The organism is Variovorax sp. VRV01, from assembly GCF_014852545.1.
Taxonomy (GTDB): Bacteria; Pseudomonadota; Gammaproteobacteria; order Burkholderiales; family Burkholderiaceae_C; genus Variovorax; species Variovorax beijingensis_A.
Genome location: NZ_JACVBS010000005.1, coordinates 145,882 through 168,958 on the forward strand (window position 1 = coordinate 145,882; position 23,077 = coordinate 168,958).

The following is a 23,077-nucleotide window of genomic DNA, read 5'->3' on the forward strand; positions in this document are numbered from 1 at the left end:
GCGGGCATGACATGAGCCTTTCGGACATCTGGCTTTTCGTGCAGCAGGGCGTGCTGTCCGGCGTCGTCACGGGCAGCGTCTATGCGCTGCTCGCGGTGGCGATCGTGATGGTCTTCAAGACCACCGACGTGCCGAACTTCTCGCAGGGCGAGATCTTCATGGCCGGCGGCTACGCGGCGCTCTTTCCCATGGTGGTGTGGGGCTGGCCCTATTGGGGCGCAGTGCTTGCGAGCATCGCCGTCACCGCGCTGCTGGCCGCACTGTTCCAGCGCGTCGTGATGCAGCGCGTGACCGCCTCGCGCGGGGTGGGCGTGCAGTTGGTCATCGCCACGCTGGGCTTCGCCTACCTGCTCAAGGGCCTGGTGCGCAAGACGGGGCTGGGCGACACGCCGCGCTCGCTGCCTTCGCTGGTGCCGCAGGACCCGGTCATGATCGGGCAGGCCTCGCTCACGCTGCTCGACCTGGCCATCCTCGGTTCGGCCGTGGTCGTGATGGTGCTGCTCTACCTGATGTTCACGCGCACCCGCACCGGGCAGGCCATGCGCGCGGTGGGCATGAACCCGCGCGGCGCACAGATCGTGGGCGTGAAGCTCGGCACCATCCGCATGAAGATCTGGGCGCTCACGGGCGTCATCTCGGCCATCTCGGCGCTGCTCATCACCCCCAAGATCCTCATCACGCCCGACATCGGGCACATCGCGATCCTGGCCTATGCGGCCGCCATCGTCGGCGGCTTCACCAGCCTGCCGGGCGCGGTGGTCGGTGGCTTCATCATCGGCATCGTCGAGAACCTGGTGGGGCTGTTCATCTCGTCCAACGCCATCGTGGTCGCGCCCTTCGTGGCGATCATGGTGGTGCTGCTGGTGCGTCCGCAGGGGCTGCTCGGCGGCAAGCCGCAGGTGAAGAAGGTATGAGTACCTCTTCGATTTCTTCGCCCTGGTGGGATCGCACGGTGCTGCTCGCCATGGCGGTGGTGCTCGCAGTGCTGCCCTTCACCACCAGCGGCTATGTGCTGTACGTGGTCAACCTGCTGATGGTGTTCACCGTGCTCGCGCTCGGCATGCATCTGGTCATCGGCGAGACGGGGCAGTTCGCGCTGTCCCATGCGGCCTTCTTCGGCATCGGCATCTACACGGCCGGGCTCATCAACAACCAGTGGCAGCCGCCGTTCTTCGTGTCGATCCTCGCGGGTGCCGTGCTTTCGGCCGCACTGGGCTGGGTCATCGGCCTGCTGGCCCTGCGCATGCGCGACATCTACCTGGCGCTCGCGACCTTCGCCTTCGGCGAGGCGATGCAGTGGGTGTTCCTGAACTGGGAGCAGGTGACCAACGGTTCCAACGGCCTGCAGATGAAGCCGGCCTCCCTTGGCGGCTACCAGCTGATGAACGACCTGCAGGCCTACCCCTTCGTGGTGGCCATCGCGGCGCTGATGCTGTGGCTCACGGTGGCGCTGTCGCGCTCGCGGCTGGGCTCGTCGTTTCGCGCGGTGCGCGAGAGCGACGTGGCGGCCATTGCCATGGGCGTGAACACGCGCGCGGTCAAGGTCGCGGCTTTCGTGCTGTCGGCGGCCTTCGCGGGCGTGGCGGGCGGCATGTATACGCTGTTCACCTCATTCATCCATCCCGAGAGCCTGGGCTTCCAGACCACCATCCTGATCCTCACGATGGTGGTGGTGGGCGGCCTCGGATCGGTGCGCGGCGCGGTGGCTGGCGCCATGGTGTTCGGCCTGGTGTCGGAGCTGCTGCGGCAGGCCCCTTCGTACCAGGAAATCATCTACGGCGGCATCCTCATGCTCTTCATGATGTTCCTGCCCAAGGGCATGGCATCGCTCTTCGCGGCGCGCCGCAGTGAGCAGCGCACCGCATCGGTGGCCGTGATGGAGAAGCAGGCATGAGCGCCACCGCATTCCTCGACGTGCGCGACGTCAGCGTGGTGTTCGGCGGCCTCAAGGCGGTGAACGGGCTGTCGTTCCAGGTGGAGCAGGGGCGCATCCATGCGCTGATCGGGCCGAACGGCGCGGGCAAGTCGACCACCTTCAACTGCATCTCGCGCTTCTACACGCCCAGCAGCGGCAGCGTGGTCTTCGAAGGCCAGGAGCTCACGCGCGTGTCGCCGCACCGCATGGCGTCGCTCGGCATCGCGCGCACCTTCCAGAACCTGGAGCTGTTCGCCGAACTATCGGTTCTGGAGAACGTGCTGCTCGGTACCCACGCGCGCGGGGCGAACACGCTCGGGCGGCTGCTGCGCCGCCCCGACCGCGAGACCGAGGACTTCGCGCTGCACCTGCTGGAGCGCGTAGGCCTGGCCGGCGAGCGGCATCAGCCGGCGCGCGATCTGGACTTCGGCCGCCAGAAGCTGCTCGAACTCGCACGCGCGCTCGCCATCAGGCCCAAGCTGCTGCTGCTCGACGAGCCCGCGGCCGGCCTGCGCAACCGCGAGATCGAAAGCCTCGACCGCCTGCTGAAGGAGCTTGTCGCGCGCGACGGCATCACCGTACTGCTGGTCGAGCACGTGATGCAGCTCGTGATGTCGATCTCGGACCGCATCACCGTGATGGCTTTCGGAGAAAAGATCGCGGAAGGCACGCCTGCGGAGATCGGCCGCAACGCCCGCGTCATCGAAGCCTACCTGGGAAAAGGAAATGGGAAAGGGGCCGCACATGGCTGAAGCCCTGTTGTCGCTGCGTTCGATCTCGGCCGCGTATGGCCGCATCCAGGCGCTGTGCAACGTGTCGGTCGACGTGCCCGAAGGCGAGATCGTCGCGCTGCTCGGCAGCAACGGCGCGGGCAAGACGACCACGCTCAACTGCATCTCGAACATCGTCGAGTGCACGCATGGCGAGGTGCGACTGGCCGGCGAGCGCATCGACCGCCTCGGCTCCGACGCGCTCGTGAAGCGCGGCATCGTGCAGGTGCCCGAGGGTCGGCAGGTGTTCCGCGACATGAGCGTGCGCGAAAACCTCGACCTCGGTGCCTACCTGCGGCGCGACCGCGCGGGCATTCGAAGCGACCTCGACGCGGTGTACGAAATGTTCCCGCGCCTCAAGGAGAGACAGGGCCAGATGGCTGCCACGCTCTCGGGCGGCGAGCAGCAGATGCTGGCCATCGGCCGTGCCGTGATGGCACGTCCGCGCGTGATGCTGTTCGACGAGCCGTCGATGGGCCTGTCGCCGCTGCTGGTGGAGCAGATGTTCGGGATCATCGAGCAGCTGCACCGCGAACAGAAGATCACCATCCTGCTGGTCGAACAGAACGTGCAGCTCGCGCTGGCGGTGTCGAGCTACGGCTACATCCTGGAGAACGGCGAAATCTCGCTGCACGGGCCGGCCGACCGGCTTGCCAACGACGAGGCCGTGCGCCGCGCCTACCTCGGCGTCTGACGGCGCCTGCGCAAAAGGAAATCTCGATGCTTCTCGAAGACAAACTCGCACTCGTGACTGGCGCCGCGCGCGGCCTGGGCGAGGCCATCGCGCGCCGCATGGCTGCCGAGGGCGCGCATGTGCTGGTGGTGGACCGCGATCTCGAAATCGCGCAACGGGTGGCCGAATCGATCCGCGCGGCGGGCGGCCGCGCCGATGCCGACAGCGTCGACGTGAGCGACGCGGCGGCGGTCGATGCGCTGGCCGCGCGCATTGCGGCCTCTCGCGGGAACATCGACATCCTCGTGAACAACGCCGGCATCTCCGCGCGCTCGAAGTTCGACGAGCCCGGCGCGCGCGAGGCCTGGGACCGCGTGATGTCGGTCAATCTGCAGGGCGTGTTCAACGTGACGCAGGCCTTCGTGCCCGCGCTCAAGCGCACGCAGGGCAGCATCGTGAACCTCTCGTCCATCGTGGCCTTTGGCGCGGGCATCTCCTCTGCCGGCTACGTGGTGGCCAAGGGCGGGGTGCGATCGCTCACGCAGGTGCTGGCGCGCGACCTCGCGCCCTATGGCGTGCGCGTGAACGCGGTGGCACCGGGCCTGATGGTCACCGACATGACAGCCGGCCAGCGCGAGACCGAGCACGGCACCGACTGGTACCTGAGCCGCGTGCCCGTCAAGCGCCACGGCGAGGCCGACGAAATCGCCGGGCCGGTTGTCTTTCTGGCTTCCTCGATGGCGAGCTACGTCAATGGCGTGGTGCTGCCGGTCGACGGGGGCTACCTGGCGGTCTGAAGGCTGCATTCCAACGGAACAAGCATGAACAACAGCAGTGAAGACAAGCCGCTCATCCTCGTGACCGGCGGCGCCAGCGGCATGGGCCGCGCCATCGTCGAGCGCATGGCGCGCGACGGCTGGCGTGTGGTGATGGCCGACCACAACGGCGAGCTCGCCGAGCGCGAGACGCAGGCGCTGCGCGCCGCGGGCCTCGACGTGGAATGCCGCGCCATCGACCTCACCGACGAACCGGCGGTGCGCGCGATGGTGCAGGCGCTGCCGCCGCTCACCGCGCTGGTCAACAATGCGGGGATCTTCGACGAGCGCAAGTTCATGGACGTGAGCTCGGCCGACTTCCGCCGCATGTACGAAGTCAACCTGCTGGCCGTGGCCACGCTCACGCAGGAGGCCGCGCGCAAGATGGCGGACGGCGCGCGCATCGTCAACATCGCGTCGCGTGCCTACCTGGGTGCGAAGAATCATCCGCACTACGTGGCCTCGAAGGCCGCGCTGGTGGGTTACACGCGCGCCAGCGCGATGGAGCTGGCGCCGCGCGGCATCATGGTCAACGCCATCGCGCCGGGGCTCATCGACACGCCGCTGCTGCGCGCGCTCACGCCCGAGCGGCTGGCCGCGCAGCTCGCGCTGCAGCCCACGGGTGCCGCCGGCCGGCCCGAGGACATCGCCAACGCCGTGGCCTTCTTCGCATCGCCATCGACCGGCTTCGTGACGGGGCAGGTGCTTTTCGTCGATGGCGGCAAGTCGCTCGGCGGCTCGGGGGCCTGATGGCGCGGCAGCAGGATGAGAAGACCACGTGCGACGTCGTGGTGATCGGCAGCGGCGCGGGCGGACTCTCGGCCGCGCTCACCGCGAAGCTCGAAGGGCTCGACGTGCTTGTGGTCGAGAAGACCGACCGCATCGGCGGCTCGACCGCGATCTCCGGCGGTGCGGTGTGGGTGCCGCTCAACGACCAGGCGGAGGCGGCCGGCCACCCGGACACGCGCGAGAAGGCCCTGGCCTATCTGCAGAACACCGTCGGCAGCGCCGGCGACGAGGCGCTGCGCCATGCCTTCCTCGATGCCGGTCCGCGCGCGCTGCGCTACCTGCGCGAGCGCACCGACGTGCAGCTGGCCGCACGCACCTACTCGCCCGACTACTACCCCGACCGCGAGGGCGCAGCCATGGGCGGGCGTTCGCTCGATCCCGTCGAGTTCGACGGCCGGCTGCTGGGCCCGCACTTCAAGACCCTGCGCGACCCGCTGCCGGAGTTCTGCGTGCTCGGCGGGATGATGGTCAACATGACGGACGTGAAGCACCTGCTCGGCGTCTGGCGTTCGTTCACCTCATGGAAGCACGGCGTGAAGCTGGTGCTGCGGTACTTCGGCGACAGGTTGCGCGGCCATCACCGGGGCACGCGCGTGCTGCTGGGCAATGCGCTGGCGGCGCGGCTCTTCCACAGCGTCCTGAAGCAGGGCATTCCGTTCTGGACCGGCACGCCGGCGCTGGGCCTGGAGCAGGACGCCGGCGGCAAGGTCACCGGCGTGAAGCTGCGCCGCAATGGCAAGGAGATCACGGTCCATGCGCGTCGCGGCGTCGTCGTCGCCACCGGCGGCTTTCCGTGGAATGCCGCGATGCGCGGCAAGCACTATCCGGCGCCCACGGGGCCGTATTCGATGTCCCCGCAGGACAACGCGGGCGAGGGCATCGCGATGGCGCGCGAGGCCGGCGGCACGCTGGGTACCGGCCACGCGGGGCCGGCGCTGTGGGCGCCGGTGTCGCTGCTGACGCGGCCCGACGGCAGCGTGTTGCGCTATCCGCATCTGGTGTGGGACCGCGCCAAGCCCGGCCTCATCGCGGTCGATGCGCGCGGCGAGCGCTTCGTCAACGAATCCACCTCGTACCACGAGTTCGTGCGCGGCATGTACCGCGCGAACGATAAGGCACCCGCCATTCCCGCGCTGCTGGTGTGCGACAGCGACTTCATCGAGAAATGGGGCCTGGGCCTCGCCCTGCCCGGCGGGCGCCCGCGCGAGCACCTCGTGCGCGCGGGATATCTCTTTCGCGCCGACACGCTGGAAGCGCTGGCGAAGCTGGCGGGCGTGGACCCCGCCGGCCTCGCGCGCACGGTGGCCGCCTACAACCCGCCCGCCGCGCAGGGACAGGACCCGGCCTTCGGCAAGGGCGGCGACGCCTACAACCGCTATCTTGGCGACCCGGATCACCAGCCCAATGCCTGCCTCGCTCCGCTGCGGAAGGCGCCGTTCTACGCGGTGAAGGTGTACCCAGGCGACATCGGCACCGCGCTTGGCATCCGTGCTGACGGCAGCGCCCGCGTGCTCGACGCGCAGGGCGCGCCCATCGCCGGCCTCTACGTCGCCGGCAACGACATGCACTCGGTGATGGGCGGCGAGTACCCCGCGCCCGGCATCACCCTCGGCCCCGCGCTAACCTTCGGCTGGGTCGCCGGCATGCATCTGGCCCACGGCTCCGAGGCATGCGCCTGAACGAATACAACCCGCTTCCACCCCATCATGAAAATCTTCTTCTCCCCCGCTTCCCCCTTTGTGCGCAAGTGCATGGTCGTGGCGCACGAACTCGGCGTTGCCGACCGCATCGAGAAGCTGCCCAGCGCGGCCGGCCCGGTGAAGCGCGACACCACCATCATCCCGAAGAACCCGCTCGGCCAGGTGCCCACCTTCATCACCGACGACGGCCAGGTGCTGTTCGACAGCCGCGTGATCTGCGAATACCTGAACGCCACGCAGTCGGGCAGGCTCTTTCCCGCCGGCGGCAAGGAACGCTGGGCCCGCCTCACCGAACTCGCGCTCGCCGATGGCATGACCGGCGCCGCGCTGCTCGCGCGCTACGAGACCGTGCTGCGCCCCGAGGAACTGCGCTGGTCCGACTGGACCGATGGCCAGCTCGCCAAGGTGCACACCGGCCTCGAATGGCTGGAGACCGCCGCGCCTTCCTTCGGCGACCGCGTCGACATCGGCACCATCGCCTTCGGCTGCGCGCTGGGCTACATGGACTTCCGCTTCCCCTCGGTGGACTGGCGTGCCGAGGCGCCGAACAGCGCGAAGTGGTTCGAGGTGTTCAACCGGCGGGCTTCGATGCAGGCGACCCTGCCTGCTGCCTGATTTGCGTTCGATTCCGTGCGGGGCGCGATCACGCCGGCAGGGCACCATTCGCACACTCCCGAACGCAGGTGCAAATCCTCGCCTGGCAGGGGAAACAATTCCTTGGCTAAATGCGGGGTTCCGCATGAACGAACCAAGGAACCAAGCATGTCTTCCGAAGAAAACAAGAAAGTAGCCATCGTCACCGCCGGCGGCAGCGGCATGGGTGCCGCCGCGGCGCGTAAGCTTGCGGACGACGGTTTTCGCGTCGCCATCCTCTCGTCGTCGGGCAAGGGCGAGGCGCTCGCCGCCGAGCTCGGCGGCATCGGCGTGACCGGCTCCAACCAATCGAACGACGACCTCCAGCGGCTCGTCGACAAGGTGGCCGACACATGGGGCCGCGTCGACGTGCTGGTCAACAGCGCCGGCCATGGTCCGCGCGCGCCGATCCTCGACATCAGCGACGAAGAATGGCACCGCGGCATGGACGTCTACCTGCTGAGCGCGGTGCGCCCTGCGCGGCTGGTCGCGCCGCTCATGGTCAAGCAGGGCGGCGGCGCGATCATCAACATCTCGACCTTCGCCGCCTTCGAGCCCGACCCCGTGTTCCCGACCTCGGGCGTGTTCCGCGCCGGCCTCGCGGCGTTCACCAAGCTGTTCGCCGACACCTACGCCGCGCACAACGTGCGCATGAACAACGTGCTGCCCGGCTTCATCGACAGCCTGCCCGAGAAGGCCGAGTTCCGCTCGCGCATTCCGATGGGCCGCTACGGCAAGAGCAGCGAGATCGCGGCCGTGATCGGCTTTCTCGCGTCCGAGGGCGCGGGCTACATCACGGGGCAGAACCTGCGCGTGGACGGCGGCATCACGCGTTCGGTGTGAAGCCCTGAGCGCGGGGGAGGGCGGCTGCCGCTCCTTCCTGCAATCGAGACCCTCTGCCCGTGAGGCGCGGCGCGGCCCCTGTCGCCGCGCACGGGCTGTTCTCCATCCATGTCTTCCCCACACAGCCGCCTGCGCACCGAGTGGTGCCCGAGCATCCCGCGCGAGCTCATGGCCGTCGCCGTCGCCACCTTCGCGCTCATTCCCGATGTCATCGCCTTCTCCTTCGTGGCTGGCGTCGATCCGGTGGTCGGGTTGTTCGCGTCTTTCATCATCGGCATCGTCATTGCCTTCACGGGCGGCCGTCCGGCCATGGTGTCGGCCGCGGGCGGGTGTCGACGCTGTTCGCGGGCGCGTTCCTGCTGATCCCATGGTGCTGCTCAAGCCCTGGGTGTCGCAGGTGCCGGTGGCGGCGCTGGTGGCGATCATGGTGATGGTCTCGGCCTCGACCTTCGACTGGGGTTCGCTGCGCGCGCTGGTGCGCCATCCGCGCATGTCCAGCGCGGTGATGCTCAGCGGCGTGTTCTTCACCTTCAAGGTGGCGCGGCTGCTGCACGTGCATGCCGCACAGGACGCCGATAACGCGCGAATCTACCGCGTCACCGGCCAGGTGTTCTTCGCTTCCGCCGACATGCTGGGCGACGCCTTCGACGTGCGCGAGATCGACCGCAGCGGTGCACGTCGGTCAAGCGGGCGCCGTGCCTTCCCGCGCACGAGCTTGCGTGCGAAAGCGTCCGGGGCTTTCGCCCACCATGCGCCGGAAGGCAGCGCTGAACGCCGTCTCCGACTGGTAGCCGATGCGCTCGGCAATGCGCGCAATGGCCTCGTCACTGTTGCGCAGCGCATTGCGCGCCACCGTCATGCGCCAGCCGCCCAGGTAGTCGAGCGGCGTTGACCCCGTCAGCGTCTTGAAGCGCACCGCGAAGGCCGTGCGCGACATGCCCGCCGACTGCGCGAGGCGCTCCACGGTCCACGGTTGCGCGATGTCGCCGTGCATGCGCGACAAGGCCTCGCCGATGCGCGCATCGGCCATCGCGCCCAGCCAGCCTTCGGGCTGCGGCGCATTCGCCAGATGCACGCGCAGCGCCTGTACCAGCACCAGTGCGGCGAGATTCGTGCGCGCGATCGACGCACCCGGCCGCATCTCGGCCGTCTCCCAGCCCAGCAGGTCGAGCAGCCCCACGAGCGGCCGCGCGCCGGGGTCGCTCGCGCGCAGGTGGATCAGCGGCGGCAAGTGGCGCAGCAGCAGTTCGCCGGCCTCGCCGTCGAGCGTGAAGCGGCCGCTGGCCATGGTGACTGCCTCGGCATCGCCCGCACCCCGGCCGTCGTAGCGCAGCACGCCGTCGGGCCCGCGATGGTCGCGGCTGACCTGCATGCCGTCCTGTACCGGACCCGGCGGATCGCTGGAGGAAGTGAATGGCTGGCCGTTGGTCAGCAGATAGAAATCGCCGGCTTCCAGTGCAGCCGGCGCGCCCGTGTCTCCGATCTGCAGCAGCAGTCGGCCTGTGAGCACGCCGCCCAGCTTGATGTGCGAGTCGTAGTGCGGGTAGCGAAAGGCCCAGCGCCCGAACGCCTCGAAGCGCGAAGACAGCGTGCTGCTCACCGTGAGCATCGAAAGCACGTCGGACAAGGGGTCCATGGTTTCTGTACGGATGAATAGGAAACGCGGCCTGTTGATTATTCAATCATCCAGCCCCAAGCGCGACCATTGGCGCATGTCCTCATCGAACGCTCAACTTTCCCGCTACGCCGTCGTGCTGGGCCTGCTCACCGCGATCGGACCTTCCGCCATCGACATGTACCTGCCCGCGTTGCCGGCCATCGGGCACGCGCTGGGCGCCGACCCGCATGCGGTGCAGGCCAGCCTGATGGCCTTCTTCATTGCCAGCGGTGCGGGCCAGCTCGTGGCCGGCCCGCTGTCGGACATGTTCGGACGCAAGCGGCCGATGTACGCTGGCCTTGCCGTGTTCGTGGCCGCAAGCATCGGTTGCGCGCTCGCACCAAGCATCGGCGTACTGATCGCCTTCCGTTTCCTGCAGGGACTCGGCGCCTGCGCGAGCATGGTGACGCCGCGTGCCGTGGTGCGCGACCTGCATGCCGGCACCGAGGCGGCGCGTCTGATGTCGCTGCTGATCCTGGTCTACAGCGTGTCGCCGATCCTCGCGCCCCTGGTGGGCAGCTTCGTGGCGGAAATGGCCAGCTGGCGCGCGGTGTTCTGGGTGATTGGCGTACTGGCGGTGCTGGCCGCGGCGATGGTGGCGGTGCTGCTGCCCGAGACGAGGCCACCGGCCGCGCGGGCGCAGAGCAGCCTGCGCGCCGCCATGGCTGCCTACGGGGCGCTGTTGCGCGACAGGCATTTCCTGGCCGTGGCTTCCATGGCCTCGATCACGCTGTCGGGCTTCTTCGTCTACGTGGCGAACTCGTCGTTCGTAATGGGTACGCACTACGGAATCTCGCCGCGCACGTATGCCGTACTGTTCTCATTGAACGCGGTGTCGATGATCGCGGTCTCGCAGGCCAACGGCCGGCTCGCCGCGCGCTTCGGCATCCGCCGCGTGCTGCGCACGGCGGTCGTCGCGCATGCCGCCGTCGCGGGGCTGCTGCTCGCGCTGACCCTGTCGGGCGTCGATCGGCTCGGCGCGCTGGTCGGCCTGCTGATGGTTGTCTACGGACTCAACGGCGTGATCGTGCCGTCGGCCTTCGTGGTCGCAATGGAAGGGCACGCTGCGCGGGCCGGCACCGCCTCGGCGCTGCTCGGTACGCTGAACTTCGCCGGCGGCGCGGTGGTGGTCGCGCTGGTGTCGCCATTCGCCAACGGCACGCCGCTGCCGATGGTGGCGGGCATCGCGTGCTGCTCGGCCGTCGTGCTGGTACTGGCCCTGCGCACGCTGGGTCGGCCGCGCGCTGCCGCGATGGCGGGCGCCTAAACGCCCAGGTAGCGCGTCCAGAGCGACCGGTCGGCGTCGAGCGCGGCCGAATCGCCCTGCCACACCACGCGCCCGCGCTCGAGGATCACATGGCGGTCGGCCAGCGGCAGCAGGCGCTGCACGTACTTGTCGACCACCAGGATCGCTTCGCCCTCGGCCTTGAGCGTGGCGATGCAGTGCCAGATCTCCTCGCGGATCACGGGGGCCAGGCCCTCGGTGGCCTCGTCGAGGATCAGGAGGCGCGGATGCGTCGACAGCGCGCGCGCGATCGCCAGCATCTGCTGCTCACCGCCCGAGAGCTGGTTGCCCGCATTGGCCTTGCGCTCCGCGAGGCGCGGGAACAGGCCGTACAGCGCCTCGACCGTCCAGCGCGGCGCGCTGCCGGGGCGGGGCCGCGCGAAGGCGCGCAGGTGCTCGTCGACGCTGAGGTTCGGAAACACGTGCCGCCCCTCGGGCACGATGGCCACGCCGCGCCGCGCGATGGCATCGGGCTTGTGGCCGCCGATGGCGGCGCCGCCAAAATGCACGCTGCCGCGCATCGGCGACAGCGTGCCGGTCAGCACCTTCAGCAGCGTGCTCTTGCCCATGCCGTTGCGGCCCAGCAGCGCGAGCACTTCGCCCGCGCCGATCTTCAGGTCGATGCCGAACAGCACCTGGCTGGCGCCGTAGCCGGCCTCGACGGATTTCGCGTCGAGCAATGTGGTGGCCGCGTTCATGCGTGTCCCTCCGCTTCCGTACCGAGGTACACCGCCTGCACGTCGGGATGCCCGCGCACTTCGTCGGCCGTGCCGCTCATCAGCACGCGCCCCTGCACCAGCACCGTGAGCCGGTCGGCCAGGCGGAACACCGCGTCCATGTCGTGCTCGATCAAGAGGATGGCCATCGATTCGCGCAGCGATTCGATCAGCTCCACCATGCGCGCCGACTCATCCGGGCCCATGCCGGCCATCGGCTCGTCCAGCAGCAGCAGCTTGGGTTCGGCCGCAAGCGCCAGCGCCACGTCGAGCGCGCGCTGCGCGCCGTGCGGCAGCGTGCCCGCGATGCGGTGGCGTTCGCTGCCGAGGCCCACGCGGTCGGCCAGCGCCACGGCGCGTTCCACCAGGCCGCGTTCCGCCGCGCGCGGCGCCATGAAGCGCAGGCTGCTGCCGGCATGGGCCTGCGCCGCGAGCATGAGGTTGTCGTGCACCGTTTCCTTGGCGAACACGCGCGTCACCTGGAAGCAGCGCGACATGCCGGCCGCCACGCGCTGGTGGTCCTTGAAGCCGGTGATGTCCTTCTCGTCGAGCAGGATGCGCCCGGCATCGGCCTTGAGCAGCCCGGTGATCAGGTTCACGAGCGTGGTCTTGCCCGCGCCGTTCGGCCCGATCAGCGCATGCACTTCGCCGCGCTCCACCGTGAGGTTCACATGGTCGGTTGCGAGCAAGCCGCCGAAGCGCTTGACCAACCCTTCGATTCTGAAAAGGCTCATGCTTTGCTCCCTCGCCCCTCTGGGGAGAGGGTTGGGGTGAGGGGCAAGCGGCGCTTGTACAAAGCTGCGAGTCCTTTGGGCGCCCACAGTGCAACAGCAATCAACAACAACCCGAGCGGCATGTGCCAATGCTCGGTGTGCTGCTTCAAGGCCTCTTCGAGCACCAGCCAGACCACGGCGCCGACAGGCCCGCCCCAGCTGCGCCCGAGCCCGCCGATGACGACCATCACCAGCAGCGTGGCCGACTGCGTCCAGTGCATCGTCGCCGGGCTCACGAAGCCATTGCCGCCCGCGAGCAGCGCGCCCGCCAGTCCCGCGATGCCGCCGGCGATCGCAAAGGCCACGAGCTGCAGCTTGAACACCGGATAGCCCAGGGCCCGCATGCGCGTCTCGTTGTCGCGGATGCCCATCAGCGCATGGCCGAAACGCGATTGCGTTGCGCGCTGCAGCCACCAGAGCGCGAGCGCCACGATGGCCAGCACGACCCAGTAGAAGTTCGATTCGTTGCCGAGGTCGAGCCCCGGCAGCAGCGTGGGCCGGCTCATCAGCGTGTAGCCGTCGTCGCCGCCATAGCGCCGCAGCGACACCACCACGAAGTACAGCATCTGCGCAAAAGCCAGCGTGGTCATGATGAAGTACACGCCGCGCGTGTGCAGCGCCACCGTGCCGATCAGCGCCGCGACGAGGCCGGCGACGAGCACGGCCGCAGGCCACATCACCCAGGCCGACTCCACGCCCGCATCGCTGAGCGCCACCACCGTGTAGGCGCCCATGCCGATGAAGCCCGCATGCCCGAGCGCCACCATGCCGCCGAAGCCCAGGATGAAGTTGAGGCTGGCCGCGGCCAGCGCCACCACGAGCACGCGCCGCACGAAGCCGATGTAGAACTCGAGCCCGAACAGCGGCGCGACCAGTGGAAAAGCCGCGAGCAGCAAGAGGAGCAGCCCGAGGCCGAGAGAGCGTGGGGAAGGCTTCATGATCGGGCCGAGAAGAGACCCGAAGGCCGGAAGATCAGGACAACCACCATCAGCGCGTACATCGCGACTTCGGCGAACAGCGGTCCCAGGTCGGCGGCGGTGGCGGGCGGCAGCGTGGCGCGCAGCAGCATCGGCACGAAGGCGCGTCCGACCGTGTCGACCACGCCCACCATCAGTGCGGCCACGAAGGCGCCGCGCACCGAACCGATGCCGCCGATCACCAGCACCACCAGTGCCGGGATCAGGATGGCCTCGCCCATGCCCACCTGCACCGCGACGATCGGCCCCATCAGCGCGCCGGCCAGCGCGGCCAGCGCCGCGCCGAGCAGGAACACGCCGTTGAAGATGCGCCCCACGCGCACGCCCATCAGTTCGGCCATCGGCCGGTCGGAGGCGCCCGCCCGCACCCGCATGCCGATGCGCGTGTGGTTGACCAGGAGGTAGAGCGCGAGCGCCACCAGCAGGCCGCCGGCGAGGATCACGAGGCGGTAGGAGGGGTAGGGCAGGCCGTCCACCAGCTCGATCGGTCCCGACAGTGCGGCCGGCGTCGGTGCCATCACCGGCGACGGGCCCCAGGCCATCTTGACGATGTCGTCGGCCACCAGGATCACGCCGAAGGTGGCCAGCACCTGCGCGAGGTGGTCGCGCGTGTAGAGGCGGCGCATCAGCAGCACTTCGAGCAGCAGCGCCACCACCACCGTGACCGCCACCGCGATGACGATGGCCGCCGTGAACGAGCCGGTGCGCGTGTGCGCCTCGGCCGCCAGGTACGCGCCCGACATGAAGAGCGAGCCATGCGCGAGGTTCAGCACGTCCATGATGCCGAACACCAGCGTGAGCCCCGCTGCCAGCAGGAACAGCATCAGCCCGTAGCCGAGGCCGTTGAGCAGCTGCTCGAGAACAAGAATTCCACTCATAGGATCCAATGAATTGCCCGCATCTCATTCGGGAAACACCGAGGAACCGGCTCCGCCGGGCCCCTGGTGTTGCCCCCGGTAGGGGGAGGGAGGAGCGACACGAAGTGCGCGCAGCCTGGGGGCGAGCCTATTTCAGCGGGCACTTGTCTGCGTAGCTGTCGCCGTAGTTGGTCAGTACGGTATTGATCAGCTTGTTCGTGACCTTGCCCTGCGCATCCTTGCCGATCACGCGCAGGTAGAAGTTCTCGACCGGATAGTGGTTGTTCGCGTACTTGAAGCTGCCGCGCGTCGATGCGTAGTTGGCCCTCTTGAGCGCGGCCACCAAGGCCTCGCGGTTCTGCGCGTTGCCGCCCGCTTGCTTGACTGCGGCGTCCATCGCCAGGATCGCGTCATAGGCCTGCGCCGCATACACCGACGGATAGCGGCCGTTGTATTCCTTGCGGAACGCGGCCACGAAGGCCTTGTTGGCGGCGTTGTCGAGGTCGTGCGCCCAGTGCGAGGTATTGAACAGGCCGAGCATCGGCTCGCCCACTGCGCCGATCACGTCTTCGTCGGCCGAGAAGCCGCTGGTCACGAGCGTGATGTCCTTCGACAGGCCCGCGCCCACGAACTGCTTGATGAAGTTGATGCCCATCGCGCCGGGCAGGAAGAAGTAGATCGAGTCGGGCTTGGCAGCGCGCAGCTGCGCGAGTTCGGCCGCGTAGTCGATCTGGCCGAGCTTGGTGTAGAGCTCGTCGGCCACCTGGCCCTTGAACTGGCGCTTGAAGCCGCCCAGCGCGTCCTTGCCGGCCGGGTAGTTGGGGGCGATCAGCACGGTCTTCTTGAAGCCGCGGTCCTGCGCGAACTTGCCGGCGGCCTCGTGGAACTGGTCGTTCTGGTAGGCCGTGCCGAAGAAGTAGGCATTGCACTGGGCACCCGCGAACTGGCTCGGGCCGGCATTGGCCGAGAGGTACGGCACCTTGGCGTTGAACAGCGTCGGGCCCACGGCCAGCGCCACATTGGAGCCGATCGGGCCGCTGAAGAGGTCGATCTTGTCGCGCTGGATCATGCGGTCGACCAGCTGCTTGGCCTGGTCGGGGCTGCCCGCCATGTCGGCCTGCACGAACTCCACGTCCTGTCCGCCGAGCTTGCCGCCCAGCTGCTTGATGCCGAGCGCGAAACCGTCGCGCGCCTCGGCGCCCAAGGCCGCGAACGGGCCCGAGATGTCGAGCGCGAGGCCCACCTTCACGGGTGCGGCCATGGCCGATGCCGCGCCGCCAAGGGCTGCACCGCAGAGCAGCAGCGAAAGCAGGGTGCGCGGCAGCAGCGCGGGCGACTTCGGGGACGGGTGGCTCATGGATTCTCCGGCAGAGGAAGGGTGAAACGACGCCCCGGCGCTGCGCCATGCAGCACCGAAGACACCGAACCGTTGATAGCTAAATACTTTAACCATAAACAATTCGCTGTCAACGGTGCTAGCACGAATGGTGCCAATGGTCCGTGCCGCTTCCTGGTGCGCGGGCTCCGTTTTCCGGGGCCTTTCGCCGGCTTCAGCCGAAGGGATTGGCCGTTGCGAACCACAGGCCGATACCGGTGGCGATGATGAACGCGCCGTCGGTTACGCCCGCCACCAGGAAGAACTTGGTCTGCAGCGTGTCGACCAGTTCGGGCTGGCGCGCGGTGCTTTCGAGAAACTTCTGGCCGACCAGCCCGATGCCCAGGCAGGAGCCGAGCGCGGCCACGCCGATGAGCAGGGCGACTGCGAGGGGAAGGATGTTGAAGCCGGTCATGGTGTTTTCTCCTGTGGTTGATCGATGGAGGTACTTTCCCAGAGCGGGTGCGTGCGGTCCATGACGTGGGAGGTCATCGGCGGGACGAAAAAAAAGCCGGCCGCGGGAGGCGGCCGGCTTTCAGTGGAGCGCCGTTGCGTCAGGGCAATTGCGTCCAGTTCTGGTTGTTGCCGCCGTTGCAGGTCCACGTGATCAGCGCGGTGTCCTGCGCCGTCGAGCCGTTGGGCACGTCGAGGCACGAGCCCGAGGCGCGGTTGCGCAGCGTGCCGCCGACCAGGCTCCACTGCGCCGTGTTGCCCACCGTGCACGCCAGCTGCACCACCGGCGCATTGGTCGTCGCGGTGCCGTTCTGCGCCAGGCACAGGCCGCTGTGCTCGGCCACCAGCTGCACATAGCCGCCCGTGATCGAAGTCACCGTGAACCTCTCGTTGCTCGCAGTGCCGCAGGGCCACTGTACCGCCACCGTGCCGCTCGCGGTCGACCCGCCCTTGATGTTCACGCACATCGTCGGGTTGAGGTCCGAGCGCAGGCGCGTGACCACCGCCGGGGACGTGTCCTGCGAGCGCACGTATTCGCGCAGCGCCACGACGTCCGTTGACGGCAAGCTCGATGCGTTGCCATGGCCGCTGTTCAGCACGTCCTGCAAGGTGGCCGCCTGCCCGTTGTGGAAGAAGGCCGTCGTGTTCCAGGTGCCCGAGAGCGTCGGCGTGTCGAAGCCCACGCCCGCCAGCGGCTGGTTCATGCCCTTGCCCGACGAGAGCTGGATCGTGCCCACGTCGTGCCGCAGCCCGTCGCGGAAGGTGCCGCCGGTGTGGCAGGTGGCGCACTGCGCAGTGTTGAACACCGTCTGGCCGCGCGCCGCCTCCACACTCAGGCTGCCGTCGCTGGCACGCGCCGGGCTGCGCATGTACTTGTTCAGCGAACTCAGGTAGGCCGCGAGATCGTCGAGTTGCGCACTCTTGCCGGCCTTGGGCGCACCCAGGGGGTCGGCCGTGGCGGCGAAGTCGGCATTGGTGAGGAAGCCGGTGCCGCCGAACTCGTTGCGGATGTCGTTCTCGAAGTCCTGCACCTCGTCGAAGTTGGCGGTCCAGTGCATCTTGCCGTGGCCCGCGCCGCGCCGGCCCTGCAGGCTGATGGTGCGCCGCAGCCCCTCGCCGCGCTGCGTGAAGTCCCACACCATGCCGTCGTCGCCGCCGTCCGCATGGCAGCTCGCGCAGGAGATGTAGTTGTCCTTGCTCATGCGCCGGTCGGAGGCGTTGTAGAACACCTGCTTGCCGCGCAGGGCCGCGGCCGCCATCGGCTCCTGCGCCACCGTCGCCACGTTCTGCAGGAAGGTCGCCGCCGCCGATTCCGACGACAGCACCAGGGCCACGTCGTGCACCGACACCGAGCGCGCCAGGAAGTTGTTGACGAACAGCCGCTTGCGCGCCGCGTCCAGGTACAGGCCGTGGGGCGCGCTGCTCGCGTTGATCTCGCCGCGCACCGTTCGGCTGTACGGGTCGACGATGGCGACGCGGTTGCCTTCCATCTGCGCCACGAAGAGGTAGTCGCCGGGCGGAGAGAACAGCGCCGCGCGCGCCGGTGCGCGGTCGTCGAAGTCGATCTGCTCGTCGAACACTTCCGCGGCCGCCTGCAGGTCGACCTGCGAGAGGATGGAGCGCACGCTCTGGTCGTGCGTCAGGTCCACGCCGTCGCGGAAGCGGCCGCGCACGATGTTGTCCTTCTTCGAAGGCAGCACCGCGCGCCTGCCGTCGGGCGAGATCACCACCTGGCTCAGGTAGTTGGCCACGCCGCGCGCGCGGCTCTCGGTGTCTACCGTGGTGGTGTCCACCGGCAGCGCGATCGCGGGCATCGCGCTCATGCTCTGCAGGTTCACCTTGTGCAGCTGGCCTCCCGTCATCTTCGACTTGAAGCGCGTGACGTAGGCCACCTGCGCATCGGAGCTCACGGCGATGCCGCGCAGGTTGCCTTCGAGGGCGACCGCGCCGGTGGTGGCGCCGTTGCTCGGGTCGAAACTCATCAGCACCGACTTGCTCTCCAGCGTCAAGAGGCCCTTCGCGCCGTCAGGCGTGAAGGCCACGCCGTAGGGGCCGCTGCCGTAGGCCAGCGGCACGGCGGCCGAGAGGCTGCCATCGGCCGCGCTGAGCGCCACCAGCTTGTCCTCGCCCTGCACAGTGACCCAGATGCGCCCGTCGGGGCCCACGGCCAGCGTCTTCGGCTCGTCGCCCACGCGCACTTCCCAGCGCTTGGCCAGGGTCTGCGCGTCGATGGCGGCGACCGTGCCGCTGTCGGGGTTGAGTGAATAGACCGAATTCGCATCGCCCGCGATGTTGGTGGTGTGCGTGGGCGCCCGCGCGGTGACCGGCATGATCACCGTGAGGTTGTAGGTGTAGAAGGTCTCGCGGCCGCTCGCGTCCTTTACCGTCAGCGTCACCGTGTAGTGGCCGGGGCGGGTATAGGTGTATGTGTAGTTCGGCTGGGTCGAATAGGCGGTCTGCGTGCCGTCGCCGAAGTTCCAGCGGAACTGCGCGCCGCTGCTGCCGAGCGTGGCCGGGTTGAACACCAGCTGGCCGTTGACGATCTTCGGTCCGCCGCCGATGCCCGGGTCACCGATGATGGCCTGGCCGCGCAGCGTCGCCACCTCGCCGTCGGTGAGCACGCGGCTGTACACGCGCACTTCCGCCAGCGTGCCCTTGAACAGGTCGGCGTTGCCCTGGATCTGGCCCAGCACCTGGAACTTGTTCGCGAGGCCCTTGGTACCCGTGAGCCCGGTGGAAGTGGTCTTCACGCCGTCGACGTAGACCGCCTGCGCGCCGGAGGCCGCGTCGCGCGTCAACACCACGTGGTGCCAGTTGCCGTCGTTCACCGCCGCGCCGGAGGCGGTGCCGGCGTCATTGCCGACCGACAGCTTGATGCGCCCGTTGCCGTCGATCCAGCCCCAGAACACGTCGTCGGCGCCGCCGGCCTGGTCGCGCCCGAAGATGCCGGGCGCGGTCCATGAGTTCGCGCCGCCCGCCTGCGTGGTCTTCATGTAGAAGCTCAGCGACGCGGTGCCGCCGAGCACGGTGGCCACGGAGTCGTTCTTCAGCGGCACGCCGGCGGTGCGGTTCGCGAAGTTCATGCCGATGCTCTCGAACGCGTCGCCCGACACCGGCGTGCCGTTGTTGCTGCCGATGGAGTCCGAGAGGTTGCCCGCCAGCGTCCAGTAGTGCTGCAGGTTGATGTCGGTCGCATTGCCGGTGTTGAAGGTCGACTTGTAGTCCGCGCCGATGGCGTTGCCCGCATAGTCCTTGACGCCGTTGGCCGGCAGGAACACTTCATAGCTGGTGCCCGGCGACAGCGGCTGCTCGGGATGGAAGTTGATGATGCCCAGCTGCACGCTGTAGGTGCCCGCGAGCGTGTTGCCGCCCACCGGGCGCACGATGAAGGTGTTGGCGTTGACGCTCTCGGGCCGGATGTTGTCGGTCATGCCCAGGCCGATGCGCGAGGTCAGCGCCTGCTGCTTCGCGCCGTTGGCCGGCGAGACCTGTTTCACTTCGGGCCGGGTGGTGTCGGGGTCCACCGCATGCACGACGAAGCCGCTGCCCGAGCCGTGGTCGTTGCCCACGAAGACGAGGTTGCCGAACATCGCGACCTGGCCGTTGTCCGAATGCGAGAAGTTCGGATCGTCCTCACGCAGGATGCTGCCGCGGCCCACCTCCACGTGGTTGAGCGGATTGCTCACGTCGACCTTGTGGATGCGCGTTTGCGCGCCCTGGATCACGTAGTTGTCCTGCGTGGCGCAGTACAGCTGCTCGTCGATGACCAGCCGGTTGTCCTCGGCCACGAAGCGCGAGCGGTCGCCCAGGTCATAGCTGTACATTTTGGCGCCGCTGCCGCGCGTCGAGACGTGCAGGTTCCTGCCGTCGAAGCAGGTGGCGTAGTAGAACGGCGTGGTGCCCACGATGGAATCGAGCACCTTGGGGTTGAGCGGGTCGGAGATGTCCAGGCTCGCGAATCCGCCGTTGCTTTCCATCGCGGTCAGCACCATGTGGTTGCCCATGGTGAAGATCGGACCGATCCGGAAGTTGCCGAGTTCGCCCGTGGGCACCGGGTTGGGCTTGCCGGCGCCGCGGTTCGCAACCACGGCGTTCGCGGGGTCCCTGGCATCGACGATGAAGATGCCGCGGCCCGCCGAGGCCACGTACAGGTAGGGTGCCTGCCACCAGAGCTGCCAGGCGACGTTCTCGTAGTCGCCGGCGTTGACGCCGGGCAGCGCCAGCTTCTTCACCTGCTGGATGTCGTTGATGTCGGTGAAGTCCCAGAATTCGACCCCGTTGATGCTGGGCAGAACCACGTAGGTCTTGCCGCCGATCTTCGCGGTGCCGAAGGAGTGCGTCTCGCGGAACTCCTTGGTGCGGCCCTCGGGTTCGTAGATCTTCTTGACCAGCTGGATCTGGCGCGGGTTCGACACGTCGTACAGCAGGAAGCCGCCCGGGCCCAGGCCGCTGTCCGGCGCGAAGGAGGTCAGGAAGTAGCCGTTGATCATGATGCCCGCGTTCATGCCGTAGTCCTTGCGGCCCGGGTAGGTGGCGGGCACCTCGCGCGATTCGTAGGCGTCGCTGTGCGCCGGGTCGAGCGGATGCGCCGCGCTCGTGATCATCGACACCGGCTTGAACAGTTCCGCCGATGTGTATGTGAGGTTGCCCAGGCCCGGCCCCTGCAGCGGGAGCGGGTCGGCGACGGCTTCGGAAACCGCTGCCGCCATGTTGCCAAGGGTGGTCATCGGGCTGACCCCGGTGATGGCCGCATGCGTCAGCAATGTGACGAGCGGGGCCAGGAACGCCATCAGGAAATACCGGATCTTCATCGTCGCCTCCAGGTTGTTGGAAATTCGCAGGGCAACCCATTTGCTCGATCCCTCTCCAGTGCGCGCGCAGGACGCACCCCGGCTGGCGACGGGTGCATCGCCTGCCGTGCTGATTTCTTCTTGGTTCTGCGCCGGCGCTCGTTCTTTGTCTTACTTCGCGCCGCCCGATTCGTAGAGCGCCCAGGCCGCCTCGGCGCTCGCGCCGCGGTGGATCATGGCCATCAGCGCACTCACCACCGCGGAAGGGTTGGCGTGCTGGTAGACGTTGCGCCCATACACCATGCCGACGGCACCCTGGTCCAGCAGCACGCGAGAGCGCGCGAACACCTGCTGCAGGTCTTCGCGCCCGCCGCCGCGCACGAGCACGGGGCAGCGCGCGGCCTGCACCACGCGGTGAAAGTCTTTCGGGTCGCTGGTCGGGTCGGCCTTGACGATGTCGGCGCCCATCTCGCGCGCCAGGCGCACCAGCGTGACGATCTTCTCTGCGTCACCGTCGACCTGGTAGCGGCTGCCGGGCGTGGGCGACTGCATCACCAGCGGCTCGATCATCAGCGGCATGCCATAGCGGTCGCAGTCGGCGCGCACGCGCGCGATGTTCTGTACGCACTGGCGGAACAGGTCGGGCTCGTTGGGCAGCATGAAGAGGTTGACCACCACGCAGGCCGCGTCGCGCTGTACGGCGGGCAGCACCGGGTCGTGCTCGTTCTGGAGCTGGGCCCACATCACGCGATGCAGTGTGGCGTTGTAGGGATTGCCCATGTCGATGCGCATCACCAGCGCGGGCTTGTTGCGGCCCGGGCGGTCCTGCAGCAGGTCGGACTGGCCGTAGTTGAGCTGGATCGCATCGGGGCCGGCGGCCAGGAGCTTGTCCATGACCTGGGGCATGTCTTCCAGGCCATCGAGGAAGGAAGGTTCGTTGCACACGCCGTGGTCCAGCGCGATGTCCAGGCAGCGGCCGTTGGTGAGCAAGCGGTTGAGCCGCGCTGTCTTGTCTTTCGACATGGGAAAGAACTCCTTGTTGGGGATGGAAAAAGGGGAAGTGAAGCTCAGGCGAGCGCGCCCAGGTGGCGCTTGGCCGCGGCGTCGATCAGCCGCAGCGCGTCGTCGCCCAGTTCGACCGCGCCGGCGCCCGCGTTCTCGATGGCCTGCTGGCGCACGCGCGCGCCGCACAGCGCGACCGCCACGGTGCCGCGCGCGATGGTCCACGCGATCATCATCTGGCCGAACGAGCAGCCCAACTGTTCGCGCAGTGGATCGAGCGCCTCGAAGAAGGCTTTGAGCTTCGCGCGGTTGGCTTCGCTGAAGCGCGGGTTGCTCGCGCGCTGGTCGTCGCCCTTGAACTCGCGGGCCGGATCGATCGGCCCCGCGAGCAGCCCGAGCGCCAGCGACGAGTAGCCCAGCACCGCCACGCTGTGCTCGCTGCACAGGGGCGCGAGCGTCTGCTCGATCTCGCGGTCGATCAGGCTGTAGCGCTCCTGCGCCGCATCGACCGGGCCGTGGCGCAGGTATTCGGCCAGCGTCTCGGGGCTCACGTTGCTCACGCCGATGGCGCGGATCTTTCCCTGCTTCTTGAGCGCCAGCAGCGCGTCCATGGTCTCGGCCACGGGCGTGGTGCCGTCCTGCCAGTGCGTGATGTAGAGGTCGATGTAGTCGGTCTGCAGGCGCTTCAGGCTCTCTTCGCATTCATGGAAGATCGACTCGCGGCCGAGGTAGCGGTACACCGGATGCCCATCTTCCTCGAAGAAGTGCGTGCCCTTTTGCGTGTGCCACACCAGTCCGCACTTGGTCGCGATCACGGCCTCGTGGCGGCGGCCCTTGAGGGCGGTGCCCACGATGCTTTCGGAACGCCCCAGGCCGTAGGCCGGCGCGGTGTCGATCAGGTTCACGCCCGCATCCAGCGAGGCCTGGATCGCCACCACGGCCGCCGCGTTGTCGCCGCCGCCCCACATCCATCCGCCCATCGCCCAGGTGCCCAGGCCGATGGCCGAGCATTCGATGCCCGAGGGGCCCAGCGTCGTCTTCTTCATCGTCATCG

General features: G+C 68.4%; 20 protein-coding genes and 1 pseudogene. 11 read left to right on the forward strand and 10 right to left on the reverse strand.

The genetic code is table 11. The features are described from left to right. The first annotated feature begins 11 nt into the window (after positions 1 to 11). The 10 genes and pseudogenes from IB278_RS11040 to IB278_RS34290 all read left to right on the forward strand — a co-directional run. Positions 12 to 914, forward strand: coding sequence for a branched-chain amino acid ABC transporter permease (locus IB278_RS11040; protein WP_192323442.1), 903 nt, complete (start codon positions 12 to 14; stop codon positions 912 to 914). Continuing rightward, a complete protein-coding gene (locus IB278_RS11045; protein WP_192323443.1) occupies positions 911 to 1,894 on the forward strand; it encodes a branched-chain amino acid ABC transporter permease in 984 nt (327 codons plus the stop codon). Before IB278_RS11040 ends, IB278_RS11045 begins: the two co-directional genes overlap by 4 nt. Further along, a complete protein-coding gene (locus IB278_RS11050; RefSeq protein WP_192323444.1) occupies positions 1,891 to 2,667 on the forward strand; it encodes an ABC transporter ATP-binding protein in 777 nt (258 codons plus the stop codon). Before IB278_RS11045 ends, IB278_RS11050 begins: the two co-directional genes overlap by 4 nt. After that, on the forward strand, positions 2,660 to 3,379 hold the full coding sequence (locus tag IB278_RS11055; protein WP_192323445.1) for an ABC transporter ATP-binding protein: 720 nt from the start codon (positions 2,660 to 2,662) through the stop codon (positions 3,377 to 3,379). The genes IB278_RS11050 and IB278_RS11055 overlap by 8 nt, the downstream gene beginning before the upstream one ends. 26 nt (positions 3,380 to 3,405) lie before the next feature. Next, a complete protein-coding gene (locus IB278_RS11060) occupies positions 3,406 to 4,155 on the forward strand; it encodes an SDR family NAD(P)-dependent oxidoreductase (protein ID WP_192323446.1) in 750 nt (249 codons plus the stop codon). 24 nt (positions 4,156 to 4,179) lie between these two features. Further along, positions 4,180 to 4,923 (forward strand): SDR family NAD(P)-dependent oxidoreductase, encoded by a 744-nt coding sequence (locus IB278_RS11065; protein ID WP_145742723.1) that lies wholly within the window; start codon positions 4,180 to 4,182, stop codon positions 4,921 to 4,923. Next, the gene (locus tag IB278_RS11070) at positions 4,923 to 6,641 is read left to right on the forward strand and encodes an FAD-dependent oxidoreductase (RefSeq protein ID WP_192323447.1); all 1,719 of its coding nucleotides are present in this window, start codon (positions 4,923 to 4,925) and stop codon (positions 6,639 to 6,641) included. Before IB278_RS11065 ends, IB278_RS11070 begins: the two co-directional genes overlap by 1 nt. Positions 6,642 to 6,668: 27 nt before the next feature. Next, positions 6,669 to 7,277 carry a glutathione S-transferase gene (locus IB278_RS11075; protein ID WP_192323448.1) on the forward strand — a complete coding sequence of 203 codons (609 nt, stop codon included), beginning with the start codon at positions 6,669 to 6,671 and terminating at the stop codon, positions 7,275 to 7,277. A gap of 147 nt (positions 7,278 to 7,424) precedes the next feature. After that, entirely contained in the window at positions 7,425 to 8,138 is a 714-nt protein-coding gene (locus tag IB278_RS11080; RefSeq protein ID WP_192323449.1) for an SDR family oxidoreductase, read from the forward strand. Between the two features lie 168 nt (positions 8,139 to 8,306). After that, a pseudogene (locus tag IB278_RS34290) lies at positions 8,307 to 8,468 on the forward strand (SulP family inorganic anion transporter); the annotation flags it as partial. A gap of 352 nt (positions 8,469 to 8,820) precedes the next feature. On the opposite strand, the gene IB278_RS11090 reads toward IB278_RS34290, so the two are convergent. After that, positions 8,821 to 9,774, reverse strand: a complete 954-nt coding sequence (locus IB278_RS11090; protein ID WP_145742717.1) for an AraC family transcriptional regulator — start codon at positions 9,772 to 9,774, stop codon at positions 8,821 to 8,823. A 76-nt stretch (positions 9,775 to 9,850) separates the two neighbouring features. On the opposite strand from IB278_RS11090, the gene IB278_RS11095 reads away from it, so the two are divergent. Continuing rightward, positions 9,851 to 11,062, forward strand: coding sequence for a multidrug effflux MFS transporter (locus IB278_RS11095; protein ID WP_192323450.1), 1,212 nt, complete (start codon positions 9,851 to 9,853; stop codon positions 11,060 to 11,062). Here IB278_RS11095 and IB278_RS11100 read toward each other — a convergent pair. The 9 genes from IB278_RS11100 to IB278_RS11140 form a co-directional block, all read right to left on the reverse strand. Continuing rightward, on the reverse strand, positions 11,059 to 11,778 hold the full coding sequence (locus tag IB278_RS11100; RefSeq protein ID WP_145742713.1) for an ABC transporter ATP-binding protein: 720 nt from the start codon (positions 11,776 to 11,778) through the stop codon (positions 11,059 to 11,061). The genes IB278_RS11095 and IB278_RS11100 overlap by 4 nt on opposite strands. Continuing rightward, the gene (locus tag IB278_RS11105; RefSeq protein WP_145742711.1) at positions 11,775 to 12,530 is read right to left on the reverse strand and encodes an ABC transporter ATP-binding protein; all 756 of its coding nucleotides are present in this window, start codon (positions 12,528 to 12,530) and stop codon (positions 11,775 to 11,777) included. Before IB278_RS11105 ends, IB278_RS11100 begins: the two co-directional genes overlap by 4 nt. Beyond that, a complete protein-coding gene (locus tag IB278_RS11110; RefSeq protein ID WP_192323451.1) occupies positions 12,527 to 13,507 on the reverse strand; it encodes a branched-chain amino acid ABC transporter permease in 981 nt (326 codons plus the stop codon). The genes IB278_RS11105 and IB278_RS11110 overlap by 4 nt, the downstream gene beginning before the upstream one ends. Then, positions 13,504 to 14,424 (reverse strand): branched-chain amino acid ABC transporter permease, encoded by a 921-nt coding sequence (locus IB278_RS11115; protein ID WP_145742707.1) that lies wholly within the window; start codon positions 14,422 to 14,424, stop codon positions 13,504 to 13,506. Before IB278_RS11115 ends, IB278_RS11110 begins: the two co-directional genes overlap by 4 nt. Before the next feature lie 127 nt (positions 14,425 to 14,551). Further along, positions 14,552 to 15,760: an ABC transporter substrate-binding protein gene (locus IB278_RS11120; RefSeq protein WP_192323452.1), complete on the reverse strand. Its 1,209-nt coding sequence runs from the start codon at positions 15,758 to 15,760 to the stop codon at positions 14,552 to 14,554. Between the two features lie 193 nt (positions 15,761 to 15,953). Continuing rightward, complete coding sequence (atpE, locus tag IB278_RS11125; RefSeq protein WP_012745530.1) at positions 15,954 to 16,193, reverse strand: F0F1 ATP synthase subunit C; 240 nt, start codon at positions 16,191 to 16,193, stop codon at positions 15,954 to 15,956. Between the two features lie 139 nt (positions 16,194 to 16,332). After that, positions 16,333 to 21,042 carry an RICIN domain-containing protein gene (locus tag IB278_RS11130; protein WP_192323453.1) on the reverse strand — a complete coding sequence of 1,570 codons (4,710 nt, stop codon included), beginning with the start codon at positions 21,040 to 21,042 and terminating at the stop codon, positions 16,333 to 16,335. Between the two features lie 150 nt (positions 21,043 to 21,192). Beyond that, the gene (locus IB278_RS11135; protein WP_145742701.1) at positions 21,193 to 22,044 is read right to left on the reverse strand and encodes a class I fructose-bisphosphate aldolase; all 852 of its coding nucleotides are present in this window, start codon (positions 22,042 to 22,044) and stop codon (positions 21,193 to 21,195) included. Positions 22,045 to 22,088: 44 nt separating this feature from the next. Then, positions 22,089 to 23,075, reverse strand: coding sequence for an aldo/keto reductase (locus tag IB278_RS11140; RefSeq protein WP_192323545.1), 987 nt, complete (start codon positions 23,073 to 23,075; stop codon positions 22,089 to 22,091). Positions 23,076 to 23,077: the final 2 nt, after the last annotated feature.